Here is a 23,849-nt window from a genome sequence, read left to right as displayed (position 1 = left end):
GCTCAGCCGATGTCGCGGCGCAGTGTCGTGTAGCGCCCGACCAGGGCGAGTACGCCGGCGTAGGCCAACAGCACCAGCAGGGCGGCCCAGCGCGGCAGGAGCTCGGTGTCGCCGCCGCCGAACGCGGCGAAGAAGCTGGCCCCCATCAGGCCGTCGGCGGCGGCGCCGGGCAGGAACCGCGCGATGCCCTCGGTTGCGTCGAAGGCACCGAGGGCGAGCCGGGCGATCGGCTCCACGAACTGGGTGAAGGCCAGGATCACCACGATCGCTGCCACCTGGTTGGTGAGCACGCTGCCGAACGCCACGCCGATCACCGCCCACATCGCGCTCACCACGACGCCGAGCACGACCACCCGGACCACGTCGCCATCGGTGAGGAAGGCGCCGTCGCCGGCCACCGCCAGCAGCGGGGCGGCCACCCCGACGACGGCGACGGTGCCGACCAGCCCATAGAGGAGGCCGAGCGGGACCGTCGCGAGCAGCTTGGCGCCGAGGAAGACGCCACGCCGCGGCTCGACCAGCAACGACTGGGTGATGGTCTGGTGGCGGAACTCCGTGGTGATCGCGAGGCTGCCGATCACCAGGGGGAAGACGTAGCCGACCGCATTGACCAGGCTGTAGACCGCGGCCGCGAGCTCGGCGCCGGCGAGCAGCGGCGCGCCGCCCTCGGGCTGGGGAGCGACGGCGAGCGAGAAGCCCATGACACCGCCGATGAAGCCGAGGTAGGCCGCGAGCGCGAGCAAGAGCACCCACCACATCCGGGTGCTCATCAGCTTGCGGTACTCCGCGACCAGCGCCGCCTTCACGGTGCGTCTCCTGGTGCCCCGCCGGTGAGCCGCAGGAAGACGTCCTCGAGCCCCACGCCCCGGCTGGCGAGCTGGTGCAGCTCGAGGTCGCTTGCGTACGCCGCGGCCCCGACCTCCGCCGCCGCGACCGCGGTGACGACCAGGCCGTCGCCGTCGGGGCGCGTGGTCCAGCCCCGGTCGGCCGCGAGCCGGGTCAGCGCGCCGAGGTCGGGTGACTCCACGTAGGTCTCCGGTTCGGCGAGGTCGGCCAGCCCGGACAACGACGAGGCGTGCACGAGCCGGCCGCCGGCGATGATGACGACGTCGTCGACGGTGTGCTGCACCTCGGCGAGCACGTGGCTGGAGATGAGCACGGTGCGGCCCTCGCCGGCGAAGGCGCGCAGGAGGTGTCGCAGCCAGACGATGCCCTCGGGGTCGAGGCCGTTGGCGGGTTCGTCGAGCACGATCGCCGGCGGGTCGCCGAGCAGTGCGGTCGCGAGGGCGAGCCGCTGGCGCATGCCCATCGAGTAGCCGCCCACCCGCCGGTCCGCCGCCGCGGTGAGGCCGACGAGCTCGACGAGGTCGCGGCAACGTTGCCGGGAGACACCGATCTGGGCGGCGTAGGCCTCGAGGTGGCCGAGCCCGGACCTGCCCGGGTGGAAGGACGAGGCCTCCAGGGCCGCGCCGACGACGCGCGCGGGCGTGGGGTGCTCGGCGTACGCGCGGTCACCGACCAGGGCGCGCCCGGACGTCGGGCGGGTCAGGCCGAGCAGCATCCGCAGCGTGGTCGTCTTGCCGGCCCCGTTGGGGCCGAGGAAGCCGGTCACCGCGCCCGGGCGGACCGTGAACGTCAGCCCGTCCACGGCCCGCACCGCCCCGAAGGACTTGGCGATGCCTTCGAACGCGAGGGGCGGGCCGACCACCATCAGAGGCTAGAGGCTGAGCCGCTCCCGGACGACGCCCGCGAGGCGCTCGGCGACGTCGCCGGCCAGCTCGGGGGTCGACGCCTCGACCATCACGCGCACCAGGTCCTCGGTGCCGGAGGGACGCAGCAGCACCCGACCCGTGTCGCCGAGCGCGGCCTGCTCATGCGCCACTGCAGCGGTCAGCACCGGGTCGTCGCCGGCACGCGACTTGTCGACGTCGGCCACGTTGACCAGCACCTGCGGGAACCGGGTGACCACGGAGGCGAGCTCGGCCAGCGACCGACCGGAGACGGCCATCCGCTCCAGGACGTGCAGGGCGGTGAGGATGCCGTCACCGGTGGTGGCGTGCTCGCTCATGATCACGTGTCCGGACTGCTCGCCGCCCAGGGTGTAGCCGCCGGCCCGCATCTCCTCGAGGACGTAGCGGTCGCCGACCTTGGTCTGCTGGACCTCCAGTCCCGCCTCGCGCATCGCCCGCGCGAACCCGATGTTGCTCATCACGGTCGTCACGACCGTGTCCTCGGCGAGCCGGCCGGCCTCGGCCATCCCGATCGCCAGGATGGCGAGGATCTGGTCACCGTCGACGTCGTTGCCCTCGCGGTCCACGGCCAGGCAGCGGTCGGCGTCGCCGTCGAGCGCGAAGCCGACGTCGGCGCCGTAGGAGAGCACGGCAGCCTGGAGCGGGGCCAGGTGGGTCGAGCCGCAGCCCTCGTTGATGTTGAGTCCGTCGGGTTCGGCGCCGATGACGGCGACCTCCGCGCCGGCCTGCCTCAGGGCGAGAGGCCCGGCCTCGTAGGCCGCGCCGTTGGCGCAGTCGAGGACCACCTTGAGCCCGGTGAGCGGGCGCGCGATCGTGCCGACCAGGTGGTCGACGTACTCGTCGACCGGCGTGGCGTAGGGCGTGACCCGGCCGACGTCGCCCCCCGTCGGGCGGCCCCAGTCCTCGTGCAGGTGCTGCTCGATCTCCCTCTCGACGGCGTCGTCGAGCTTGAGGCCGCCGCGGGCGAGGAACTTGATCCCGTTGTCGGGCATCGGGTTGTGCGAGGCGCTGATGACGACACCCAGGTCAGCACCGAGCGACTGGGTCAGGTAGGCGACGCCGGGGGTCGGCAGGACTCGCAGGCGCAGCACGTCGACGCCCGCCGAGGCGAGGCCGGCCACCACGGCGTGCTCGAGGAACTGTCCGGAGATCCGGGTGTCCCTGCCCACGACGGCCAGCGGTCGGTGCCCCTCGAACTCGCCACGGTCGGCGAGCACCCGGGCCGCGGCGACCGACAGGTCGAGCGCGAGCTCCGCCGTGAGCCGGCCGTTGGCCAGCCCACGGACCCCGTCGGTGCCGAAGACCTTGGGCACGCCTAGGAGGCGATCAGCGCTTGCTGAACTGGGGCGCCTTGCGTGCCTTCTTGAGACCGGCCTTCTTGCGCTCGATGACGCGGGCGTCGCGGGTGAGCAGGCCCGCCTTCTTGAGCGCGGGGCGGTTGGCCTCGACGTCGATCTCGTTGAGGCACCGGGCCACACCGAGCCGCAGGGCGCCGGCCTGGCCGGTGATGCCGCCGCCGTGGATGCGGGCGATCACGTCGAAGCGGCCCTCGACCTGGCAGGCGGCGAAGGGCTCGTTGACGACCTGCTGGTGGAGCTTGTTGGGGAAGTAGGAGTCGAGGGCGCGGCCGTTGACGGTCCACACGCCGGTGCCGGGCACGATCCGCACTCGGGCGACGGCCTCCTTGCGGCGGCCGGTGGCCGCGGCGGGGGCGATGGTGGCCGGGCGGGCCGCGATGGCCTCGGCGCTCGGCTCGCTCTCGGAGCTGTAGGCGACGCCGCTCTCGTCGGCGGTGAAGGTCTCCTCGACCTCGGTGGCCTGGTCCTCAGAAGTCTGGGAAGTCACGTGATGGTCCTCTACTTGCTCTGGGTCGACGACGACTGGGAGATCTGGACGATCTCGAAGGGGACGGCCTTCTGGGCCTGGTGCGGGTGGTTAGGGCCCGAGTAGACCTTCAGCTTCTTGATGATCTGCCGACCCAGCTTGTTCTTGGGGAGCATGCCCCAGACCGCCTTCTCGACGACCTTGCGGGCGTCCTTCTCGAGCAGGTCGCCGATGGGGGTGGCGGTGAGGCCGCCCGGGTAGCCCGAGTGGCGGTAGGCCAGCTTCGAGGTCTTCTTGTCACCCGAGAGCGCGACCTTCTCGGCGTTGACGACGATCACGAAGTCGCCCATGTCCATGTGGGGGGCGAACGTCGGCTTGTGCTTGCCGCGCAGCAGGTTGGCGGCCTGGACCGCGAGACGACCCAGGACGATGTCCTCGGCGTCGATGACGTGCCACTCCCGGGTGATGTCACCGGGCTTGGGGCTGTAGGTGCGCACGAGTGTTCTCTCTCGTTCGTCGGGACCGTCCGGAGGTGTCCGGGCGGCTGGTGGTGCCACGCCTTCTGACGAACACGGCCCGGCTCGAGTTGGTGCTGCGAGTGTTGCTGTCCGGGACTGCGAACGGATGTCGTGCGGACCCCCGTTCGCGGCAGGAGGCGCGACCGACAAATCTACGGGGTCCAGGCGTGGGGGTCCAATCGGCAGGACACCGACTGCCCGCCGTCACGGTGCGCGGACTAGGTTGGCGGCGTGACTGACTCCCTCACCGTCCGGGACAACCGCACCGGCCAGGAGTACGACGTACCGATCACCGACGGCGCCATCAAGGCCGCGGACATCGGCGCGATCAAGGCCGCCGACGACCAGCCCGGCCTCTCCGTCTACGACCCCGGCTTCGTCAACACCGCGTCCTGTCGCAGCGCCGTCACGTTCATCGACGGCGAGCAGGGCATCCTCGAATACCGCGGCTATCCCATCGAGCAGCTCGCCGAGAAGTCGACGTTCCTCGAGGTGGCCTACCTGCTCGTGCACGGCACTCTGCCGAGCAAGGCGGAGTACGAGGCGTGGGTGCACGAGATCACCTACCACACCTTCGTGCACGAGAACGTCAAGGAGTTCATGCAGGGCTTCCGCTACGACGCCCACCCGATGGGGATGCTGATGGCCTCCGTCGGCGCTCTCTCGACGTTCTACCCAGACGCGCGCAACATCCACGACGGCGACAACCGGCACATGCAGATCGTCCGGATGATCGCGAAGATGCCGACGCTCGGCGCCTGGTCGTTCCGGCACGCGCAGGGCAAGCCGTTCATCTACCCCGACAACGACCTGAGCTACACCGCCAACTTCCTCTCGATGCTCTTCAAGATGAGCGAGGCGAGGTTCGAGGCCGACGAGCGGTTGGTCAAGGCGCTCGACGTGCTGTTCATCCTGCACGCCGACCACGAGCAGAACTGCTCGACCAACGCGGTCCGCTCGGTCGGCTCCTCGCAGGTCGACCCCTACTCGGCGGTCGCCGCCGGCGTGGCCGCGCTCTACGGCCCGCTGCACGGCGGCGCCAACGAGGCGGTGCTGCGGATGCTGCGCCGGATCGGCAGCAAGGACAACATCCCGTCGTTCATCGCCGGCGTGAAGGACGGCAACGAGAAGCTCATGGGCTTCGGCCACCGCGTCTACAAGAACTACGACCCGCGGGCCAAGATCATCAAGAAGGCCTGCGACGACGTCTTCGAGGTCACCGGCGTCAACCCGCTCCTCGAGATCGCCCAGGAGCTGGAGAAGATCGCGCTCGAGGACGAGTACTTCGTCAAGCGCAAGCTCTACCCCAACGTCGACTTCTACTCCGGCCTGATCTACGAGGCCTTCCAGTTCCCGCCGGAGATGTTCACGGTCCTGTTCGCGATCGGCCGGACGCCGGGCTGGCTGGCCCAGTGGCTCGAACTGGTGCAGGACAAGGAGCAGAAGATCGCCCGGCCCAAGCAGATCTACACCGGCGACCGGACGCTCGACTTCGTGCCGGCGTCCGAGCGCTGGGCCTGACCGCGGCGGCGTGAGTTTCATCGGCCGGCCGATGAAACTCACGCCGGGACGACGAAGCTTTGTCGTCCGGGCAGGAGTTCTGTCGGCCGGCCGATGAAACTCGCCGGCGTCGGACCGCGTCCCACCTGGGTGAACTCCCCACCCGTTCTCGCCCCACTCACACTGCTGGTCGCACTGCTGCTCGCGCTGGCCGGCTGCGGCGAGGGGCCCTCCGGGACCGAGGAGCCGCCGGCCGGCGTCACGGGCACCGTCACCCTGGGGCCCCAGTGCCCGGTCGAGCAGGCTGACCAGCCGTGTCCGGACGCCCCCGCGGCCGATGTGGTGGTCGTCGTCGCCAAGCGTCTGCCGGGCGAGGCGTACGCCGCCGGCGAGACGGTGGCGAGCGACACGACCGACGCGGACGGAGCCTTCCGGATCGCCGTACCGCCAGGCGAGTACGTCGTGACGGCGCAGGCGGGTATGAGCTGCGAGCTCATGGACGCCGTCGTCGTCGCGCACGAGTACGTCGAGGTCGATGTCCCGTGCGACACCGGTATCCGCGCCCCGGTCCTGACGACAGAATGAGCGGGTGACCGAGACCCGCCCCTCCGCACGTCCGCACGAGCGCCAAGATCTCGAGGAAGCCGAGGTCTCCCCGCTCGAGCTGTTCTTCGATCTGGTCTTCGTCTTCGCACTGACCCAGGTCACCGCCTACATGGCGCACGAGGTCAACAACGGCCACGGGCTCGAGGGGCTCCTGCGCGGCGTACTCGTGCTGATGCTGCTGTGGTGGGCCTGGGTCGGCTGGTCGTGGCTGGGCAACGTCACCGACGTCGAGGCGCCCGCGATGAAGATGACCCTGCTGGCCGGGATGTCGGCGCTGTTCGTGCTCGCTCTGTGCATTCCTGAGGCGTTCGAGGACGGCCCCGGCGGGTTGGACGGGCCGCTGGTGCTGGCCCTGGCCTACCTGACGGTGCGGGCGCTGCACTTCCTGCTGTTCTGGCTGGTCGCGCGGGAGGACCCGACGCTGCGCGGGCAGCTGACCCGGTTCGCGCCCTCCGTGGCCGGGAGCAGCGTGGTCCTGGTCGTCGCCTCGCAGACCGAGGGCCACACCCAGACCTCACTGTGGGCATTCGCCATCGTCGTGGACTACCTCGGCACCTGGCTCGGCGGCGCGTCCGGCTGGCGGCTGCCCGCCCCGGCCCACTTCTCCGAGCGGCACGGGCTGATCGTCATCATCGCGCTGGGCGAGTCGATCGTGGCGATCGGCGTCGGCGTCGCGCAGCTGCCGATCACCTGGCCGATCATCGTGGCCTCGGCCCTCGGTCTCGTCCTCGCCTCGGCGATGTGGTGGGCCTACTTCGACGTGAGCGCACTGGTGGGCGAACGTGCGCTGACCGACGAGCCGGCCGAGACCCGGGCGCGGCTGGCCCGCAACGCCTACTCGTTCGCCCACATGCCGATGATCGTGGCGATCGTGGTCGGTGCCCTCGGGCTCAAGAAGGTGCTCGAGTACGTCGCCGACACCGGGCACCACGACCTGGCCGACCCGCTCAAGGGAGTAGCGCTGGGCGCGCTCATCGGTGGCGTCGCCGTCTACCTGCTCGCTCACGTCGCCTTCAAGTGGGTGGTCGTCCGCGAGGTCAACCCACTGCGGCTCGGCGCGGCGGCCGTGCTGCTCGCCGCCTGGGCGCCGCTCACCCAGGTTCCCGCGCTCGGTCAGCTCGCAGTCCTCACCGGCGTCGTCGTCGCCGCCCTGGCGGTCGAGGCGATGGTGTACGCCGAGCGACGCCGGGAGATCCGCGACGCCCACCTGAACCGCCACTGAAGCGTGACCAGCCGCCGGCCACTCGCGCTCGCCGCGCTGACCGCTGCGCTGTCACTGTCGGCGCTGGTGCTCGCGGTCCGCTTCGGCTGGCTGGGGGCGGACGTCGACCGCGGGGCGGAGTTCTGCGAGGCCGCGGCCGGCCGGGTCCGGCAGCCGGTCAACACGCTGAGCAACCTCGGCTTCGTCGCCGCCGGTCTCGCGATCGCCCGCGAGGCCTGGCGGCTGCCGGCCGTCGGCACGGCGTACGCCTGCCTCGTCGTGCTGCTCGGCCCGGCCAGCATGGCGATGCACGCGACCGAGTCGTCGCTCGGCGGTCACCTCGACCTGCTGAGCATGTATCTCGTCGCGAGCTTCGCGGTGGCGTACGCCGCCATGCGGGTGTGGCGGCGCGGGCGCGGGTTCATGGCCGTCGTCTTCGCCGCGGCCCTGGTCGGCTGCGAGTTGGTGCAGGCGGCCGGTGGCGAGGTGCCGGTGGTCATGCACGCGGGCAACCTCGCCTTCGGTGCCCTGCTGGTGACCGCCCTCGTGCTCGAGCGGCAGATCATCCGGCGCGGCGAGACCACGCTGGACCGGCGCTGGATCCTCGCGGCCGCCGGCAGCCTGCTGGTGGCCTTCGCCGTCTGGAACACCGCCAAGGACGGGTCAGCGCTCTGCTGGCCGGGCTCGGTCTACCAGGGCCATGGCGTCTGGCACCTGCTCGGCGCCGTCTCGGCGTACTGCCTGTTCCGGTTCTACGCGAGCGAGCGCCCGGCGACCGGGGTCGGCGGTGAGCAGGACACGGTTCCGACCGCCGAGACCATGCCTGGCTCACCGCTGCCGCGACGGCACCCGGACCAGCGGTGAGCGGGACACGGTTCCGACGACCAGGACCGTGTCTGGCTCACCTCCGCACCGTCGCCCCGACTGGCCGGTGCCGGCGGTGGCGCCGACAGTCAGCGGGCTCGCCCGCTAGTTGACCGCCCGGTCGCGGCCCTCCCAGTAGGGCTTGCGCAGGTCCTTCTTGAGGATCTTGCCCGTCGGGTTGCGCGGCAGCGCATCGAGGATGTCGACGGACTTGGGGCACTTGAAGTGCGCGAGGTGCTCGCGGCAGTAGTCGATGATCTCGTCCTCGGTCGCCGAGGTGTCCGGCTTGAGGGCCACGACCGCCTTGACCGTCTCGCCCCAGGTGTCGTCGGGGACACCGATGATCGCGCACTCCATGACTGCCGGGTGCTCGGAGAGGACCCGCTCGACCTCGGGCGAGTAGATGTTCTCGCCGCCGCTGATGATCATGTCCTTCAGCCGGTCCTGGACGAACACGAAGCCCTCGCTGTCGACCTTGCCCATGTCGCCGGTGCGGAACCAGCCGTCCTCGGTGATCACGGCCGCCGTCTCCTCAGGCTTGCCGAGGAACCCCTTCATCAGTTGCTTGGTCTTGAGCCAGATCTCGCCGTGCTCGCCGACCGCGAGGTCCTGCAACGAGTCCGGGTCGACGATCCGCACCTCGACGCCGGGGATCGGGCGGCCGGCCGAGACGAGCCGCTCGGGGTGACCTTCGGCGACCGCGTTGCGGTGCTCCTCGGGCATCAGGTGCGTGGCGACGCCGGCCACCTCGGTCAGCCCGTAGACCTGGATGAAGTCGGTGTCCGGCCAGGCCTCCATCGCGGCCCGCAGCAGCGGCGGCGGCATCGGCGCGGCGCCGTAGGTGTAGGTCTTGAGCGCCGCGAACAGCTTGACCGCGTCCGGGCCCGCCTGGAGCACCTGGGCGAGGACCGCCGGCACCAGGAAGGTCCGGTTGGCGCCGGCCAGGATGGCGCCGGCCAACGAGGCGCCGTCGGGGTCCCGGGTCATGACCGAGGGGACACCGTCGTGGATCCCGAACAGGACGTACGACGATCCCCCGACGTGGAAGAGCGGCATCGCGACCATCGACTTGTCGCCGGGCTGGAACTCCCAGCCGTCGTGGGCGTTGATCGTGTGCGTGACCATGTTGGTGTGGGTGAGCATCACGCCCTTGGGGCGGCCGGTGGTGCCCGAGGAATACATGACGAGGCAGACGTCGTCGGGTGACACGTCGTCGGGCCGCTGGGTGGGCGTGGACGATGCCAGCCAGGCCTCGTAGGCGTCGCCCTCGCCGCCGTCGGGCGTGACCTCGATGACGGTCTCGACCTTGGTGAGCTGGTCGCGGATCTTGTCGACCGTCGACATCAGCTCGCTGCCGACGAACAGCACCTTGGCGCCGCAGTCGTTGACCGCGTAGTCGACCTCGTCGCCGGAGGACCGCCAGTTGACGATCGCGTTGGCGGCGCCGAGCGAGCCGGCCGCCATCGAGATCTCGACACACGCCGGGTGGTTCTTGTCGAGGAACGACACGATGTCGCCGCGGCCGATGCCGAGGGCCTGCAGCCCGCCGGCCGCGCGGCGTACCCGCTCGTCCCACTGCGCCCATGTGAACGTCCGTGGCCCGTAGGTGATCGCCTCGCCGTCCGGGTTGTCGGCGGCCCAGTGGGCCAGGCGGTCGTCCATGAACGTCGGAGTCGGCGCGGGTGCGGTCATGGCGGCCATCGTGACGGAGGCCACACCGCCGGACAAGGGCGGGTCAGCCCGCCGACTCGACCTCGACCTGCTCGCAGTCGTAGGTCGAGGCGCCGGTCTCCTGGTTGAACACGACCACGTCGTTGCCGGTGCCGCAGAAGATCTCGGTCGCGTCGGTCGGGGCTGGCGAGCATGGTGCCACGGGCATCGGCGAATCTTCGGGACCCCCCAGCCGGATCTCAGCAAGGTCACAGGCTGGCTCAGCAGCATCGGAGCCGTGACCGAGACGCAGACGATGCCGACGCCGCCTCCCCCGCCCAACCCCTACGGCCAGCCCTACGGCGCGCCGCTCGGCCCGCCGCCCGCGGCGCCGCCGCCGGCGCGACGACAGCCCGGTCGCGGTCGCTTCGTCGCCGGCGTCCTGGCCGCTGCCCTCGTGGTCGGTGGGGGTGCGGGGCTCGGCGGCGCCGCGGCGTACGACGCGCTCAACGACGGCGACCCGTCGCCCGCGACGGCGGACGCCGGCACCTCGCTCAAGACCGGGAGCACCGCCGACGCGCCCGCCGACCCCGCCCTCGACGGCAGCGTCGAGGCGGTCGCCGAGAAGGTGCTGCCGTCGGTCGTCCAGATCAACGTCACCGGGGCTCGGGGCACGGGTTCGGGGTCCGGCATCATCCTCAGCGAGGACGGACAGATCCTCACCAACAACCACGTGGTCGAGGTCGCCGCCGAGGGCGGCACTCTGACGGTGCTGTTCAACGACGGCACCACGGCTGAGGCCGAGGTGCTCGGCACGGACGCGCTCACCGACACCGCGGTCATCCAGGCCCGGGACGTCTCGGGGCTGACCCCGGCGACGATCGGCTCCTCCGACGAGCTCAAGGTCGGCCAGGGCGTCGTCGCGATCGGCTCGCCGTTCGGGCTCGAGTCGACGGTCACCAGCGGCATCGTCAGCGCCCTCAACCGGCCGGTCAACGTCGGTGACGACGGTCAGGGCAACTCGACGACCTACCCGGCAATCCAGACCGACGCGGCGATCAACCCCGGCAACAGCGGCGGCCCGCTCGTCGACCTGTCCGGCAACGTGGTGGGCATCAACTCCTCGATCCGCACCGCGTCGACGGGCAGCGACGGCTCGATCGGGCTCGGGTTCTCCATCCCGATCGACGAGGTGCTGCCGATCGTCGAGCAGATGGCGCGCGGCGAGGACCCCACCCACGCCAAGCTGGGGGTCAGCGTCAGCGACGTGCGGACCGCGTCGGGCGAGATCGCCCAGCAGGGTGCCCAGATCGGCGAGATCACGCCGGGCTCGACGGCCAACCAGGCCGGCCTGGAGGCCGGCGACATCGTGACCAAGGTCGACGACATCCGGATCACGGGCGCCGACTCGCTGGTCGCGACGATCCGCTCCTACCGACCGGGTGACACCGTGACCCTCACCTGGCTGCGGGACGGTGAGGAGCAGACAGCCGAGCTGGTGCTGGATTCGGACTGACGGCGGCCGGAGCTGGCGGCGGGCGCAGCTGTAACCCGGTGTCCGGGTCACTACCACGGCGCCCGGCCACCGTGGCAGTGGTGCGGACACCGGGTTACAAGCCTGCCGCCGCCGCTGAGGGGACCCGCACCTCAGCCAGCTTCTTCTGCACCTGGCCCGACCGCTCGACCGGGACGAACCCCATGGCCTCGTTGACGCCGACCATGTGGGTGTTGACCTCGGCGTTCCAGGTGACGACCTGGCCGAGGTCGGGTCGGGCCGCCTGGAGCTGACGCAGGTTGGCGACCTTGACCGCCATCCCCAGCCGGTGGCCGCGGTGCTCGGGTCGGACGAGGGTTCCCCACTGGTAGGCCCTCGGCGACCCCTCGGTGTTGACGCCGAAGTTGGTGTAGGCGACGACGGTCCCCTCGGCGTCGAGCGCGGCGGTGGCGTAGAGCTCGCGTCCCTGGCTGAACGCCAAGGCCTCCGCCTCGCGCACGACGGCGGGATCGGGGGTCCCGGGCTCACGGTCGATCTCACCCGTCGGCGCCTCCGATTCCAGCACGGAGGTCACCTCGGCCCAGCCCTGCAGCAGCTCTTCGGGCACCGGACCGGCCCACGACCGCAGCGTGTAGCCGACGTGGTGCTCGGCCGCGTCCGCCGCCAGGCGGTCGAGGGTCTCGTCGCTCACCGGGAGGTCCAGCCGACGCTGGATCTCGACCAGCGCCATCTCGTAGCCGTGCTTCTTGGCGAACTCGATGCTCGGTACGCCGTCCCCGCGCGGGTCCGCGTGGTAGGGCCAGTCGACCATGGCGAGCAGGGTGGAGCGGCCCCGCTCCCGGGCGACCGCCTCGCAGCGCTCGAGCATCGCAGACCCGTAGCCCTTGCCGCGCTCCTGCGGCAGCGTGTTGACCTGGAGCTCGGCGAGCTCGAGGTTGTCCAGCAGCGAGCCCTCGACGTAGCCGGTCACGACGATCCGCCCGTCGACCCGGCCGCAGATCCCGTGCCGGAACCGGCGCCGGGCTCGCTCCTGCAGGGCCGCGCGCAGCTCGTCGCGCTCCCAGTTGGTGGCGGTGGCCTCGCGCCCGAAGCTCTGCGCCGCGTCGTAGACCGCGTGGAACTCAGCGGTCGCCGCGTCGTCGAACGGGTCGAGGCCGCTGATCGTCAACGCCAGTGTCGTCGTCATCGCGTGCGTGCCACCCGCCCCTCGTCCCAGACCGGCCCGTCCGACTCGTAGACCTCGCCGTCGGCACCGTAGACGAGGAACCGGTCGAAGCCGCGGGCGAACCACCGGTCGTGGGTCACGGCGATCACCGTGCCCTCGAACGCCTCGAGCCCGTCCTCGAGCGCCTCGGCCGACTGCACGTCGAGGTTGTCGGTCGGCTCGTCGAGCAGCAGCAGGGTCGCGCCCGACAGCTCGAGCAGCAGGATCTGGAAACGGGCCTGCTGGCCACCGCTCAGCGACTCGAACTTCTGCTCCGAGGCGTGCGCGAGCTCGTAGCGGTCCAGCACCCGTGCGGCCTGCTCGCGGCCCATCCCGGCGCGCCCGTCCGGACGGCCGTCGCCGCGGTGCAGGATCTCCAGCAGCGTGCGCCCCATGAGCTCGGGGTGCTCGTGGGTCTGCACGAACCAGCCCGGCCGGACCCGGGCGCCGAGCTTGGCCTTGCCGGAGTGCCGGACCGGCTCGATGGGTACGTCGTCGACCGGGCGGTGCTCGACGTCGGGGTCGCTGCCGCCGGCGGCCAGCAGCCGCAGGAAGTGGCTCTTGCCGGATCCGTTGGACCCGAGCACCGCCACTCGCTCGCCGTACCAGACCTCGAGGTCGAACGGCTTCATCAGCCCGCTCAGCTCGAGGTGCTCGCAGACGACGGCGCGCTTGCCGGTGCGGCCGCCCTTGAGCCGCATCTTGACCTGCTGCTCGCGCGGCTGCTCGGTGGGCGGGCCCTTCTCCTCGAACATGCGGAGCCGGGTCTGTGCGGCCTTGTACTGGCTGGCCATGCCGTCGTTGTATTCCGCCTTGATCTTCATCCGGAGGACGAGCGCCTTGATCTTCGCGTGCTCCTCGTCCCAGCGGCGGCGCATCTCCTCGAAGCGGAGGAACCGGTCCTTGCGGGCCTCGTGGTACGACGCGAACCCGCCCGGGTGCGTCCACACCAGGTTGCCGGCGGCGCCGAGCTCCACGGTCACGACCCGGGTCGCGGTGTTGGCCAGCAGCTCGCGGTCGTGGCTGATGAACAGGATCGTCTTGTCCGACTCGCGGATCCGGCCCTCCAGCCAGACCTTGCCCGGGACGTCGAGGAAGTTGTCCGGCTCGTCGAGCAGCAGCACCTCGTCGGGTCCGCGCAGCAGGAACTCGAGCACCAGCCGCTTCTGCTCGCCGCCGCTGAGCGTGCGCAGCTCGCGGTACTTCGCGCGGTCGTAGGGGACGCCGAGCCCGGCGACGGTGCACACGTCCCAGGTCACCTCGACGTCGTAGCCGCCGGCGTCGGCATACTCCGCCAGCGCCTCGGCGTACTGCATCTGGGTCTTCTCGTCGTCGGTCTCCATCAGCGCGCGCTCGCAGCGGTCGACCTCGGCGGCGGCCGCTCGGATCCGCGGTGGCGAGACGCTGAGCAGCAGGTCGGCCACCGTGGGCGCCTCGCCGAGGCCGGCGTTGACCATCTGGCGCATCACGCCCAGCCCGCCGGAGCGGGTCACCACGCCTGCGTGCGGGACGAGGTCACCGGTGATGATCCGCAGCAGCGTGGTCTTGCCGGCGCCGTTGGCCCCGACCAGCGCGACCTTGGCGCCGTCGCCCACGCGGAACGAGACGTCGTCCAGCAGGACCCGCCCGTCCGGCAGCTCGTAGCGCACTCCTGCGACGTCGACGTGTCCCACGAGGAACGAGTGTGCGGGACGAGGCGCCCCGTGCGCACGTGACTATTGCCGCAGCGGGTCCGGGAGCGGCACGCCTGCGTCCACGGCACCGGTCCAGCCCGGCGACAGCGCCCAGTAGAGGACGTCCGCGGTCATCTCGTGCCGGATGCCCTCGACGAACACGCCCCGGTCGACGCAGACGCTGTTGCCGGCGTACTGCACCTCGACCCGATCGCCCTCGACACCCATGACGACGTATTCGGTCGGGCCGTTCTGGCAGGTGCGGCCATCGTCGTCCTGTGGCGATGCGCGTACCGCTGCCACTGCCGCCTCCGCGTCCCCACCGGTGAGCTTCTCGGTCTGGAGCAGGCGGCCCTGCTCGTCGTAGCGGCAGACCGGGACCTCACCCTTGCCGGCCGTGCCGGGGCCGCCGTCGTCGGTGACCGAGCAGCCGTTGGGATCGACGGGGTCGAAGTACCCCACCGTCGACAGCACCGCGACCACCTCGTCGCGGTCGGGGCCCGCGACGGTGACGAGCACGCCGTCCTCACCGTGGGCGCCGACGAAGGTGCCGGGCGGCCAGGCGTCGCCGGTCTGGGCGACGACGGGCCAGTCGAAGGGCTCGTCGGTGTCCGCCATGTCGATCTCCTGGAAGGTGAGGCCATAGCTCGAGCCGGGCGTGCACGCGATGGCCGGTACGACGCCACCCGGCCGGCTCACGCGGAACTCCGTCTCCGACCCGCCGTCCGCGCACCAGGTCGCGAGGTCGCCGTAGCCCCAGTCCCCGGGCACCCGGACGGTGATGCCGCGCCAGGTCTCCCACCGTCCGTCGGGGAACGGCTTCGGCGAGGTCGCCGTCGGGTCGTCCGTCACCGGGACCGGCGGCTCTGGGTCGTCGGAGAAGTCGACCGCATCGGCGCTGACGGCGGCGACGACCAGCACCGAGGCAAGGACGCCCACGGCGCCGAGTCGGGTGCGCCGCCGCGCCCGGGCCCGGCCGCGGGCGGCGTCGGCCAGGCCGATGGCGTCCGGCGCCGCGGCGGACTCGGAGCGCAGCACCTCGGCGACGCGGCTCTCGAAGTCACTCATCGCCCTCTCCCATCATCTCTCGCAGCGCGGCGATGCCGCGCGAGACCCGCGCCCGCACGGAGCCCTCGCGCACTCCGGTGAGGTCCGCGATCTCGGCGTACTCCAACTGCTCGTAGTAGCGCAGGACGACCGCCGTGCGCTGCACCTCCGGCAGGGCCTGGCAGGCCAGCCACAGCCGTTTGCGGTCGTCGAAGCCCTCCCCCGGCCCGTCGACCGTCGAGTCGTGCAGCTCCGCGACCGGCGACTCCCGTCGCTTCCACCGGCGCCACCACGACGTGTGGGCGTTGATGACCATCCGGCGCACGTAGGCGTCCACGTCGTCGGCTCGGGCGATCCGCTCCCATCGCGGCAGGGCCCGGGCCAGGGCGTCCTGCACCACGTCCTCGGCGTCGGCCCGGTTGCCGGTCAGCGTGTAGGCGAGGCGCAGCAGTCCCGGACCGCGCGCGGCGACCCAGGCGTCGAAGTCCGGCGTGCCCTGCGCCACCCGGGCTCCTTCCTGCGTGAGGACCTGCATGCCCTACAGACGCGGGCCGGCCCGATCCTGTTGCGAGTCCTGGTGCGAGGGCTCGGCCCTCACCCGTCCAGTAGTCGTCGGTAGACCGCCGCGGAGTCGTCCGGGATCTCGACGACCTTGGTCCGGCTGGTGTGGCCGGTCACGAGCTCCACCTCGGCCGCCCGGACGCCGAGGGCGTCGGCCACGGCCCGCAGCGCGGCGTCCGTCGCCCGGCCGTCCACGGCACGCTCCCGGACGCGGACCACGAGCGCGTCGGCGTAGCGGCCGCCGACCTGGGTCCGGCCTGCGCCGGGGCGCACCCGGATGCTCACCCGCACGAGTCGAGCATGGCACCAGCCTGGGGCGCGGTCATCTGGACACATCGGCCATGATGGTCCCAGTTACTACCGACCAGTAGATGCCAGGAGTAGGAGTGCCGGATGCAGCTCGCACTGTCCGACGAGGAGCGCGCCTTCCGCGACGAGATGCGCGAGTTCTTCACGACCAAGGTCGATGAGGGGATCCGGCAGACCGTCGCCGAGGGCCGGGAGCTCACCAAGGACCAGATGGTCGACAGCATGCGGACGCTCAACGCCGCCGGGCTCGCGGTCCCCCGCTGGCCCGTCGAGTGGGGCGGCCAGGACTGGACCGAGATCCAGTTCCACATCTGGCACGAGGAGATGGAGCGGGCCTTCGTGCCGACCCCCCTCGCCTTCAACGCCGGGATGATCGGGCCGGTCATCGCCCAGTTCGGCACCGAGGAGCAGAAGAAGGAGTTCCTCCCCAAGACCGCCAACATCGACATCTTCTGGAGCCAGGGCTTCTCCGAGCCGGACGCCGGATCCGACCTCGCCGGCCTGCGCACCACCGCGGTCAGGGACGGCGACGACTGGGTGGTCAACGGCCAGAAGACGTGGACCACGCTCGGCCAGTACGGCGACTGGATCTTCACCCTGGTCCGCACCGACCCGGAGGCCAAGAAGCAGGCCGGCATCTCGATGCTCCTGATCGACATGACCAGCCCCGGGCTGGAGGTCCGCCCCATCCAGCTGATCGACGGCGGCCACGAGGTCAACGAGGTCTGGTTCGACGACGTCCGGGTGCCGGGGGAGAATCTGGTCGGCGAGCTCAACGGCGGCTGGTCGATCGCGAAGTTCCTGCTCGGCAACGAGCGGGTCGGCGTGGCGCCGTCCGGCATCACCAAGCGCGTCATTGCGCGGATCAAGGGGCTGGCCGAGGACCGGTTCGCCGACGACCCCCTCCTCCGGGCCCGGATCGCTCAGCTGGAGAACGAGCTGCTCGCCCTCGAGCTCACCACGATGCGGGTCGCCGCCAACTCCACCGAGGGCAAGCCACACCCGGCCTCGTCGGTCCTCAAGCTCAAGGGCAGCGAGCTCCAGCAGGCCGTCAGCGAGCTGGTGCTCGACCTGGCCGGTCCGGCCGGCCTCGCCAGCGGCGCCAGCGACGACAGCGGGCTCACCGAGTGGGAACGGGTCGCCGGTCCCCTCTATCTCAACCTCCGCAAGGCCTCCATCTACGGCGGCTCCAACGAGGTACAGCGCCAGATCATCTCCCGCAACATCCTGGGTCTCTGACCCCGACAACGAGGACGAGGACGACGACATGGACTTCCTCTACGACGACGAGCAGGACGCCCTGCGCGAGGCCACCCGCGGGCTGGTCGGCAAGGCCTACGGCGACTACGAGAACCGCCGCCGGGCAACGAAGGAAGACCCGGGCTTCGACGAGAAGCTGTGGGCCGGCATGGCCGAGATGGGCCTGCTCGGCCTGCCGTTCTCCGAGGAGGACGGCGGGGTCGGGGCCGGGCCGGTCGAGATCGGGATCGTCTGCCAGGAGCTCGGCCGGGTGATCGCGCCCGAGCCCTACCTCACCTCCGTCGTGCTGGCCGGCGGCCTGGTGTCCGCCGTCGGCACCGCGGAGCAGCGCCAGGAGGTCCTCGGTGCGCTGTCGGCCGGCGAGACCGTGCTGGCGTTCGCCCACGACGAGCCCGGACGGGGCTGGACCCCCGATGCCGAGAAGGTCACCGCGGCGCAGGACGGCGACGCGTGGACGCTCACCGGCGTCAAGGAGCCGGTGCCGCACGGCGCCCGCGCCGACGTCCTGGTCGTGAGCGCGGCGCTTCCCGGCGGTGGCACCGGAGTGTTCCTGGTCGAGGGCGGCGACACAGACCGCAGTGGCTACTCGACGTACGACGGGACCCGAGCCGCGAAGGTGACCTTCGCCGGCACCGCGGCGACGCCGCTGGGCGAGCCCGGTCTCGACGTGACCGCGAGCATCTCGACGGTGCAGGACATCACCCGGGTGATGGCGGCCAACCAGGCGCTGGGCGCGATGCAGTTCCTGCTGCCCACCACGACCGAATACCTCCGCAGCCGCAAGCAGTTCGGCGTACCGCTGTCGACGTTCCAGGCGCTGACCTTCCGGGCGGCCGACATGTATGTCTCGCTCGAGCTGACCCACTCGATGGTCGACTGGGCCACGATGGTCGTCGCGCGGAGTCTGACTTCTGGGGCAGACCCGGCCGAGGTCGCCGACGCGGCCCGGCGTGTGTCGCTCCAGGTGAGCACGGCCGGCCGGCACGTCGGCCAGGAGGCGATCCAGCTCCACGGCGGCATCGCGATGACGATGGAGTACTCCGTCGGCATGTACACCGCGCACCTGACCGCGCTCGACCACCTGCTCGGCGACGGCGGCCACCACCTCCGCGAGCTGGCCGCCGCGGCCACGACGTACGCCGCGTTGGACCCGCTCGACTGACGGCCCCACATAGAGTTCGCGCATGGTCCAGGGGCTCGAGGCGGACGCGACGTCCGCTCCGGAGCGCACGACCGAGCCGAGCCAGATGACCCGGCCCTGGGTGCGGGTCGCCTCACTGTCGGTCTACGCCCTGCTGCTGGGGCTGTGGAGCACCTTCCTCGGCATCCCCAACGACACCGTCCAGGTGTTCCTGTGGCTGTGGTTCGGCACGATCATGTGGCACATCGAGGCGCCCAAGGGCTACCACCTGCGCTTCCTGCGGGACTGGTGGTTGCCGGTCGTCGGCCTCGTCGTCTACTTCTACAGCCGCGGGCTGACCGACGAGCTCGGCCTCCCGGTCCACTACACGATGCCGATCCGCTTCGACGAGTGGATGTTCGGTGGGGTGCTGCCGACCGAGTGGCTGCAGGAGCGGCTCTGCGGCGAACCGTGCGTGCGGTCCAGCCACCCGCGCTGGTACGACGTCCTGCTCACGACCGTCTACGCCTCGCACTTCTTGACCGGCCTGACCATCGCCGCGGTGCTGTGGGTCCGCGAGCGCCAGGCGTGGCTGCGCTGGATGCGCCGCTACGTGACCATCAACTTCGGTGCGCTCGTCGTCTACATCGCCTACCCGATGGCCCCGCCGTGGATGGCCTCCGAGCTCGGGCTCATCGACGCCGCACTGCCCCGCATCACCGGCCGCGGCTGGTCCGACCTGGGTCTGGGGCGCTTCGACCTGGTGCTCCAGGGCGTCGGCAACCCGGTCGCCGCGATGCCGTCCCTGCACGCGGGCATCGCGTTCCTCGTGGCGATGCACGGCATCTGGCGGCTGCGCTCGACGCTGCGGTTCCTGCTCGTGCTCTACCCGCTCGCGATGTCGTTCGCGCTCGTCTACTACGCCGAGCACTACGTCGTCGACATCCTGGCCGGCGCCGTCCTGGCCGCGCTGGTCATGGTCGGCTGCGGGGCGTGGGAGCGGCGCCGCGTCCCCTCGCTGAGCGGTGAGCAGGACACGGTTACGCCGCCCCAAACCCTGTCTGGCTCACCGCCGGCCTGAGTCGTCCCGGACGCGGCGGTGAGCAGGACACAGTTCCGCCGCACAGAAACCTGCCTGGCTCACCGCCCGGTGTGAGTCACCGGCGGCCGCGCCTCAGTGCGCCGAGCTCTTCGCCCAGATGTTGATGCCGGCGTCGACCGCGTCGGCGTCGATGGCCGCGAGCTCGTCGTCGGTGAGCGGCGGACCGGAGAGCGCGTCGAGGTTGGTGTCGAGCTGCTCGACAGAGGACGCACCGATGACCGCGGAGGTGACCCGGGGGTCGCGCACCGCCCACTGCAGCGCCAGCTGGGCGAGCTTCTGGCCGCGGCCCTGCGCGATCTCGTTGAGCCGGCGCACGTGGGCCAGGGTGGTCTCGTCGAACGACTCCCCCGGCACCGATGAGCCCTCGCGGGCGGCCCGGGAGTCCGGCGGGATGCCGTCGAGGTAGCGGTCGGTCAGCAGTCCCTGGGCCAGCGGGCCGAACACGATGCAGCCCATGCCCTGCGCGTCCAGCTCGTCGAGCAGCGACTCCTCGATCCAGCGGTTGAGCATCGAGTAGGACGGCTGGTGGATCAGCAGCGGCGTCCCGAGCTCCCGCGCGATGAGAGCCGCCTCGCGGGTCTTCTCCGCGGAGTACGACGAGATGCCGACGTACAGCGCCTTGCCGACCCGCACCGCGTGGTCGAGCGCGCCGATCGTCTCCTCCAGCGGGGTGTCGGGGTCGAACCGGTGGCTGTAGAAGATGTCGACGTAGTCCAGCCCCATCCGCGACAGCGACTGGTCGAGGGACGCCAGCACGTACTTCCGCGACCCGCCGCCCTGACCGTAGGGGCCCGGCCACATGTCGTAGCCCGCCTTGGTCGAGATCACCAGCTCGTCGCGCAGCCCGGCGAAGTCGTCGCGCAGGTAGACGCCCATGTTCTCCTCGGCGCGACCGTAGGGCGGCCCGTAGTTGTTGGCCAGGTCGAAGTGGGTCACGCCGCGGTCGAAAGCCCCCCGCAGGATCGCCCGCTGGGTCTCCTCGGGCCGGTCGGTGCCGAAGTTCTGCCACAGGCCGAGCGAGATGACAGGCAGCTGGAGCCCGCTCCGCCCGGTGTGCCGGTAGGTCATCGATTCGTAGCGGTCCGCAGCCGGGTCGTAGGTCACTCCCCCACCCTGCCATTCTTGGCCGGGTGAGCCATCTCCAGGGGAAGGGCGCCGTGGTGACCGGCGCCGGTCACGGGATCGGCCGGGCGCTCGCGTCCCGGCTGGCCGCCGAGGGTGCGCGGGTGGTGGTCAACGACCTCGATGCCGGGGCCTGCGCCGCGGTGGCCGACGAGATCGGCGCCACCGCGGCTCCGGGCGACTGCTCGTCGGCCGAGGGTGTGGCCGCGCTGATCGACGCGGCGACAGACACCCTCGGGCGGATCGACGTCTACCTCGCGAACGCCGGCATCGACCGCTCGGTGAGCCCGGACCAGCCCGACAGCCTGCAGGCTCCCGACGAGGTCTGGGCGGCGATGCTCGAGACCAACGTGATGGCCCACGTCCGGGCCGCCCGGCTGCTGGTCCCGCGCTGGCTGGCGGACGGCCAGGAAGGGGACGGCGAGCGCGGCCGGTTCGTGGTCACCGCGAGTGCCGCCGGCCTGCTCACGATGATCGGGGCGGCGCCGTACTCCGTGACCAAGCACGCCGCGGTCGGCTTCGCGGAGTGGCTGTCGGTGACCTACGGCGGCCGCGGGATCGCCGTCCAGGCGATCTGCCCGCAGGGCGTGCAGACCCGGATGCTCGAGCAGGCCGGTCCGCTCAAGGACCTGCTCTCGCACGACGAGGCGCTCACGCCGGAGCAGGTCGCCGACGCCTGGGTGCGGTCGCTCGAGGACGACCGGTTCCTGGTGCTGCCGCACCCCGAGGTCGGCGGCTACTACGCCGCCCGCGCCGCGGACACCGACCGCTGGCTCGCCGGGATGCGCAGGCTGCAGGGAAAGCTCGACGACTACACGGGGGCGCTGGGATGAGCGAGCTGAGCGCCACGGACATCCCCGGCCTCGACCTGGCGGCCTTCCGGCGCTGGTACGACGCACGGCGACCCGGCGAGATCGCCGGCGAGCTCTCGGGGCGGCTGATCGCCGGTGGCAAGTCCAACCTGACCTACGAGGTCACCGACGGCATGTCGTGGTGGATCGTCCGGCGACCCCCGCTCGGCCACGTCCAGGCCACCGCCCACGACATGGGCCGCGAGTTCACGGCGATGTCGGCCCTGGCCGACACCGACGTCCCGGTGCCGCGGACCTTCGCCCACTGCGCCGACCCCGACGTGCTGGGCGCTCCGTTCTACGTCATGTCGCGGGTCGACGGCGTGGCGCTGCGACGTGCGTCGGAGCTCGAGGCCCGCGGCCGCGAGCGCACCGTCGCCATCACCGGTGAGCTCGTGGACGTGCTGGCTCGGCTTCACGCGGTGGACCCGGAGGCGGTCGGGCTGGCCGACTTCGGCAGGCCGATCGGCTTCCTCGAGCGTCAGGTGCGCCGCTGGGGCCAGCAGCTGGAGGGCTCCAAGACCCAGGACCGCCCGGCGGCCGACGAGCTGCACCGTCGGCTGACGGAGCAGGCGCCCGCGGTGGCCGGAGAGTCGTCCGTGTTGGGCATCGTGCACGGCGACTACCGCCTCGACAACTGCCTGGTCGGCGACGACGACCGGATCCACGCCGTCGTCGACTGGGAGATGGCGACCCTGGGCGACACCCGCACCGACCTGGCCCTGATGCTCGTCTACGAGACGTTGGGGCGGTCCGACGCCGGCGAGCTGGTGTCCGACGTCGCCACGGCTGACGGCTACCCCGACAACGCCGGCCAGCTGGCGGCGTACACGGCGGCGAGCGGCCGGGAGCCCGGGGACATGGGGTTCCACATGGCGCTGGCCTACTTCAAGCTCGCCGTGATCCTCGAGGGCATCCACTACCGCTACCTCCAGGGCCAGACGGTCGGCGGCGGGTTCGACCGGATCGGCGAGGGCTTCGACCTGATCGTCGCGGCCGGCCTGGCCGAGCTGGAGTCCTGACATGGACCTGTCGCTGACCGACGAGCAGCTGGCCTTTCGGGCCCTGGCCCGCGAGTTCCTGGACCGCGAGGCCGTGCCGCACCGCGCCCAGTGGGACCGCGACGAGTCGGTCGACCTGGCGATCCTGCCCAAGATGGCCGAGCTAGGGTTCTTCGGCCTGACCATCCCGGAGGAGTACGGCGGCGTCGGCGGCGACTACGTGACCTACGCGCTGGCCATGGAGGAGCTCGGCCGCGCCGACTCCTCGCTCCGCGGCATCGTCTCGGTCTCCAACGGACTGGTCGGCAAGTCGATCCTCGGTTTCGGCACCGAGGAGCAGAAGCAGGAGTGGCTGCCGCGGATCGCGTCCGCCGAGGCGCTCGGCTGCTTCGGGCTCACCGAGCCGGACGTGGGGTCCGACGCGGGCAACCTGGCCGCTCGGGCCCAGCGGTCCGGCGACGACTGGGTGATCAACGGGCAGAAGCTGTTCATCACCAACGGCACCTGGGCCGAGCTCGCGCTCATCTTCGCGCGCACCGGTGGCCCCGGACCCAAGGGCATCTCGGCGTTCCTCGTGCCCACCGCAACCCCCGGGTTCGAGGCCCGCGAGATCAAGGGCAAGCTCGGCCTGCGCGGCCAGGCGACCGCGGAGCTCTTCCTCACCGACGTACGCGTGCCCGGCTCCGCTCTTCTCGGCGAGGAGGGCCAGGGCTTCACGATCGCGATGACCTCGCTCGACAAGGGCCGCCTCGGCATCGGCGCCAGCTGTGTCGGCATCGTGCAGGGCTGTCTGGAGACCTCGGTCGAGTATGCGTTGGCGCGCACCCAGTTCGGCCGGCCGATCGCCGGCTTCCAGCTCGTGCAGGACATGATCGCCGACATGTCCGTGGACGCCGACGCCGCGCGGCTGCTCGTCTGGCGCTGCGCCGACCTGGTCGACCGTGGGCTGCCGTTCCGCACCGAGGCGTCCAAGGCCAAGCTCTTCGCCTCCGAGGCCGCGGTCCGCGCCGCCAACCTGGCGATCCAGGTGCACGGCGGCGCCGGGTACGTCGACGAGTACCCCGCCCAGAAGTACCTTCGCGACGCCCGGGTGATGACCCTCTACGAGGGCACGTCGCAGATCCAGAAGCTGTTGATCGGCCGCGCCGAGACGGGGATATCCGCTTTCACCTGATCGCCCTCCTGGCCTA

General features: G+C 71.4%; 24 protein-coding genes. 11 read left to right on the top strand and 13 right to left on the bottom strand.

The genetic code is table 11. The annotated features are described in order from the left end of the window. Window positions 1-2: 2 nt before the first annotated feature. Genes ACYVC6_RS07590 through rplM form a run of 5 tightly spaced genes read right to left on the bottom strand, consistent with a single transcriptional unit; the run spans window position 3 to window position 4,072 of the window. The gene (locus ACYVC6_RS07590; RefSeq protein WP_460712562.1) at window positions 3-806 is read right to left on the bottom strand and encodes an ABC transporter permease; all 804 of its coding nucleotides are present in this window, start codon (window positions 804-806) and stop codon (window positions 3-5) included. Further along, window positions 803-1,708 carry an ABC transporter ATP-binding protein gene (locus tag ACYVC6_RS07585; RefSeq protein WP_460712560.1) on the bottom strand — a complete coding sequence of 302 codons (906 nt, stop codon included), beginning with the start codon at window positions 1,706-1,708 and terminating at the stop codon, window positions 803-805. Before ACYVC6_RS07585 ends, ACYVC6_RS07590 begins: the two co-directional genes overlap by 4 nt. 9 nt (window positions 1,709-1,717) lie before the next feature. Then, complete coding sequence (gene glmM, locus ACYVC6_RS07580) at window positions 1,718-3,064, bottom strand: phosphoglucosamine mutase (RefSeq protein WP_460712558.1); 1,347 nt, start codon at window positions 3,062-3,064, stop codon at window positions 1,718-1,720. Window positions 3,065-3,077: 13 nt separating this feature from the next. After that, window positions 3,078-3,596, bottom strand: coding sequence for a 30S ribosomal protein S9 (gene rpsI / locus ACYVC6_RS07575; RefSeq protein ID WP_460712556.1), 519 nt, complete (start codon window positions 3,594-3,596; stop codon window positions 3,078-3,080). Between the two features lie 11 nt (window positions 3,597-3,607). Beyond that, window positions 3,608-4,072 carry a 50S ribosomal protein L13 gene (gene rplM, locus ACYVC6_RS07570; RefSeq protein ID WP_460712554.1) on the bottom strand — a complete coding sequence of 155 codons (465 nt, stop codon included), beginning with the start codon at window positions 4,070-4,072 and terminating at the stop codon, window positions 3,608-3,610. 252 nt (window positions 4,073-4,324) lie between these two features. On the opposite strand from rplM, the gene ACYVC6_RS07565 reads away from it, so the two are divergent. From ACYVC6_RS07565 to ACYVC6_RS07550, 4 genes are all read left to right on the top strand, one after another. Beyond that, complete coding sequence (locus ACYVC6_RS07565; RefSeq protein WP_460712552.1) at window positions 4,325-5,614, top strand: citrate synthase; 1,290 nt, start codon at window positions 4,325-4,327, stop codon at window positions 5,612-5,614. A gap of 129 nt (window positions 5,615-5,743) precedes the next feature. Continuing rightward, window positions 5,744-6,178: a carboxypeptidase-like regulatory domain-containing protein gene (locus ACYVC6_RS07560; protein ID WP_460712551.1), complete on the top strand. Its 435-nt coding sequence runs from the start codon at window positions 5,744-5,746 to the stop codon at window positions 6,176-6,178. Window positions 6,179-6,182: 4 nt separating this feature from the next. After that, window positions 6,183-7,421, top strand: coding sequence for a low temperature requirement protein A (locus ACYVC6_RS07555; protein ID WP_460712549.1), 1,239 nt, complete (start codon window positions 6,183-6,185; stop codon window positions 7,419-7,421). A gap of 3 nt (window positions 7,422-7,424) precedes the next feature. Beyond that, window positions 7,425-8,264, top strand: coding sequence for a ceramidase domain-containing protein (locus ACYVC6_RS07550; protein WP_460712547.1), 840 nt, complete (start codon window positions 7,425-7,427; stop codon window positions 8,262-8,264). Between the two features lie 105 nt (window positions 8,265-8,369). Here the strand turns inward: ACYVC6_RS07550 and ACYVC6_RS07545 are convergent, their stop codons facing one another. Together ACYVC6_RS07545 and ACYVC6_RS07540 are read right to left on the bottom strand one after the other, a co-directional pair. After that, window positions 8,370-9,956 (bottom strand): long-chain-fatty-acid--CoA ligase, encoded by a 1,587-nt coding sequence (locus ACYVC6_RS07545; protein WP_460712545.1) that lies wholly within the window; start codon window positions 9,954-9,956, stop codon window positions 8,370-8,372. A 43-nt stretch (window positions 9,957-9,999) separates the two neighbouring features. Then, complete coding sequence (locus ACYVC6_RS07540; protein WP_460712543.1) at window positions 10,000-10,143, bottom strand: hypothetical protein; 144 nt, start codon at window positions 10,141-10,143, stop codon at window positions 10,000-10,002. A gap of 69 nt (window positions 10,144-10,212) precedes the next feature. On the opposite strand from ACYVC6_RS07540, the gene ACYVC6_RS07535 reads away from it, so the two are divergent. Then, complete coding sequence (locus tag ACYVC6_RS07535; RefSeq protein ID WP_460712541.1) at window positions 10,213-11,430, top strand: S1C family serine protease; 1,218 nt, start codon at window positions 10,213-10,215, stop codon at window positions 11,428-11,430. Between the two features lie 94 nt (window positions 11,431-11,524). Here ACYVC6_RS07535 and ACYVC6_RS07530 read toward each other — a convergent pair whose 3' ends face one another. From ACYVC6_RS07530 to ACYVC6_RS07510, 5 genes are read right to left on the bottom strand one after another with little or no spacing between them, the layout of a single operon-like run. Continuing rightward, on the bottom strand, window positions 11,525-12,595 hold the full coding sequence (locus ACYVC6_RS07530) for a GNAT family N-acetyltransferase (RefSeq protein ID WP_460712539.1): 1,071 nt from the start codon (window positions 12,593-12,595) through the stop codon (window positions 11,525-11,527). Further along, window positions 12,592-14,286 carry an ABC-F family ATP-binding cassette domain-containing protein gene (locus tag ACYVC6_RS07525; RefSeq protein WP_460712537.1) on the bottom strand — a complete coding sequence of 565 codons (1,695 nt, stop codon included), beginning with the start codon at window positions 14,284-14,286 and terminating at the stop codon, window positions 12,592-12,594. The genes ACYVC6_RS07530 and ACYVC6_RS07525 overlap by 4 nt, the downstream gene beginning before the upstream one ends. Window positions 14,287-14,328: 42 nt before the next feature. Next, entirely contained in the window at window positions 14,329-15,354 is a 1,026-nt protein-coding gene (locus ACYVC6_RS07520) for a hypothetical protein (RefSeq protein WP_460712535.1), read from the bottom strand. Beyond that, the gene (locus ACYVC6_RS07515; protein ID WP_460712533.1) at window positions 15,347-15,868 is read right to left on the bottom strand and encodes a SigE family RNA polymerase sigma factor; all 522 of its coding nucleotides are present in this window, start codon (window positions 15,866-15,868) and stop codon (window positions 15,347-15,349) included. The genes ACYVC6_RS07520 and ACYVC6_RS07515 overlap by 8 nt, the downstream gene beginning before the upstream one ends. Before the next feature lie 59 nt (window positions 15,869-15,927). Continuing rightward, complete coding sequence (locus ACYVC6_RS07510) at window positions 15,928-16,185, bottom strand: DUF167 domain-containing protein (RefSeq protein ID WP_460712531.1); 258 nt, start codon at window positions 16,183-16,185, stop codon at window positions 15,928-15,930. 102 nt (window positions 16,186-16,287) lie between these two features. On the opposite strand from ACYVC6_RS07510, the gene ACYVC6_RS07505 reads away from it, so the two are divergent. From ACYVC6_RS07505 to ACYVC6_RS07495, 3 genes are read left to right on the top strand one after another with little or no spacing between them, the layout of a single operon-like run. Continuing rightward, window positions 16,288-17,442, top strand: coding sequence for an acyl-CoA dehydrogenase family protein (locus ACYVC6_RS07505; RefSeq protein ID WP_460712529.1), 1,155 nt, complete (start codon window positions 16,288-16,290; stop codon window positions 17,440-17,442). Between the two features lie 28 nt (window positions 17,443-17,470). Next, window positions 17,471-18,625 (top strand): acyl-CoA dehydrogenase family protein, encoded by a 1,155-nt coding sequence (locus ACYVC6_RS07500; protein ID WP_460712527.1) that lies wholly within the window; start codon window positions 17,471-17,473, stop codon window positions 18,623-18,625. Window positions 18,626-18,647: 22 nt separating this feature from the next. Then, window positions 18,648-19,664, top strand: coding sequence for a phosphatase PAP2 family protein (locus tag ACYVC6_RS07495; protein ID WP_460712525.1), 1,017 nt, complete (start codon window positions 18,648-18,650; stop codon window positions 19,662-19,664). Between the two features lie 93 nt (window positions 19,665-19,757). On the opposite strand, the gene mgrA is transcribed toward ACYVC6_RS07495, so the two are convergent. Further along, window positions 19,758-20,789 (bottom strand): L-glyceraldehyde 3-phosphate reductase, encoded by a 1,032-nt coding sequence (gene mgrA, locus ACYVC6_RS07490; RefSeq protein ID WP_460712524.1) that lies wholly within the window; start codon window positions 20,787-20,789, stop codon window positions 19,758-19,760. Window positions 20,790-20,815: 26 nt separating this feature from the next. Between mgrA and ACYVC6_RS07485 the strand changes: the two genes are divergently transcribed. Genes ACYVC6_RS07485 through ACYVC6_RS07475 form a run of 3 tightly spaced genes read left to right on the top strand, consistent with a single transcriptional unit; the run spans window position 20,816 to window position 23,833 of the window. Beyond that, the gene (locus ACYVC6_RS07485; RefSeq protein ID WP_460712522.1) at window positions 20,816-21,640 is read left to right on the top strand and encodes an SDR family oxidoreductase; all 825 of its coding nucleotides are present in this window, start codon (window positions 20,816-20,818) and stop codon (window positions 21,638-21,640) included. Continuing rightward, a complete protein-coding gene (locus ACYVC6_RS07480; RefSeq protein ID WP_460712520.1) occupies window positions 21,637-22,680 on the top strand; it encodes a phosphotransferase family protein in 1,044 nt (347 codons plus the stop codon). The genes ACYVC6_RS07485 and ACYVC6_RS07480 overlap by 4 nt, the downstream gene beginning before the upstream one ends. 1 nt (window position 22,681) lies before the next feature. After that, window positions 22,682-23,833: an acyl-CoA dehydrogenase family protein gene (locus tag ACYVC6_RS07475; protein WP_460712518.1), complete on the top strand. Its 1,152-nt coding sequence runs from the start codon at window positions 22,682-22,684 to the stop codon at window positions 23,831-23,833. Window positions 23,834-23,849 lie beyond the last annotated feature (16 nt).

The organism is Nocardioides dilutus (assembly GCF_054779555.1).
Note: the sequence above shows the minus strand (reverse complement) of the source record. Positions and strands in the feature narration are given on the sequence as shown.

What these genes read in the sequence shown, in the direction of transcription:
- ACYVC6_RS07545 (WP_460712545.1), bottom strand. Translation starts at nt 9,956, where the DNA reads ATGACCGCACCCGCGCCGACTCCGACGTTCATGGACGACCGCCTGGCC.
- ACYVC6_RS07540 (WP_460712543.1), bottom strand. Translation starts at nt 10,143, where the DNA reads ATGCCCGTGGCACCATGCTCGCCAGCCCCGACCGACGCGACCGAGATC.
- ACYVC6_RS07530 (WP_460712539.1), bottom strand. Translation starts at nt 12,595, where the DNA reads ATGACGACGACACTGGCGTTGACGATCAGCGGCCTCGACCCGTTCGAC.
- ACYVC6_RS07520 (WP_460712535.1), bottom strand. Translation starts at nt 15,354, where the DNA reads ATGAGTGACTTCGAGAGCCGCGTCGCCGAGGTGCTGCGCTCCGAGTCC.
- ACYVC6_RS07515 (WP_460712533.1), bottom strand. Translation starts at nt 15,868, where the DNA reads ATGCAGGTCCTCACGCAGGAAGGAGCCCGGGTGGCGCAGGGCACGCCG.
- ACYVC6_RS07505 (WP_460712529.1), top strand. Translation starts at nt 16,288, where the DNA reads ATGCAGCTCGCACTGTCCGACGAGGAGCGCGCCTTCCGCGACGAGATG.
- ACYVC6_RS07500 (WP_460712527.1), top strand. Translation starts at nt 17,471, where the DNA reads ATGGACTTCCTCTACGACGACGAGCAGGACGCCCTGCGCGAGGCCACC.
- ACYVC6_RS07495 (WP_460712525.1), top strand. Translation starts at nt 18,648, where the DNA reads ATGGTCCAGGGGCTCGAGGCGGACGCGACGTCCGCTCCGGAGCGCACG.
- ACYVC6_RS07480 (WP_460712520.1), top strand. Translation starts at nt 21,637, where the DNA reads ATGAGCGAGCTGAGCGCCACGGACATCCCCGGCCTCGACCTGGCGGCC.
- ACYVC6_RS07475 (WP_460712518.1), top strand. Translation starts at nt 22,682, where the DNA reads ATGGACCTGTCGCTGACCGACGAGCAGCTGGCCTTTCGGGCCCTGGCC.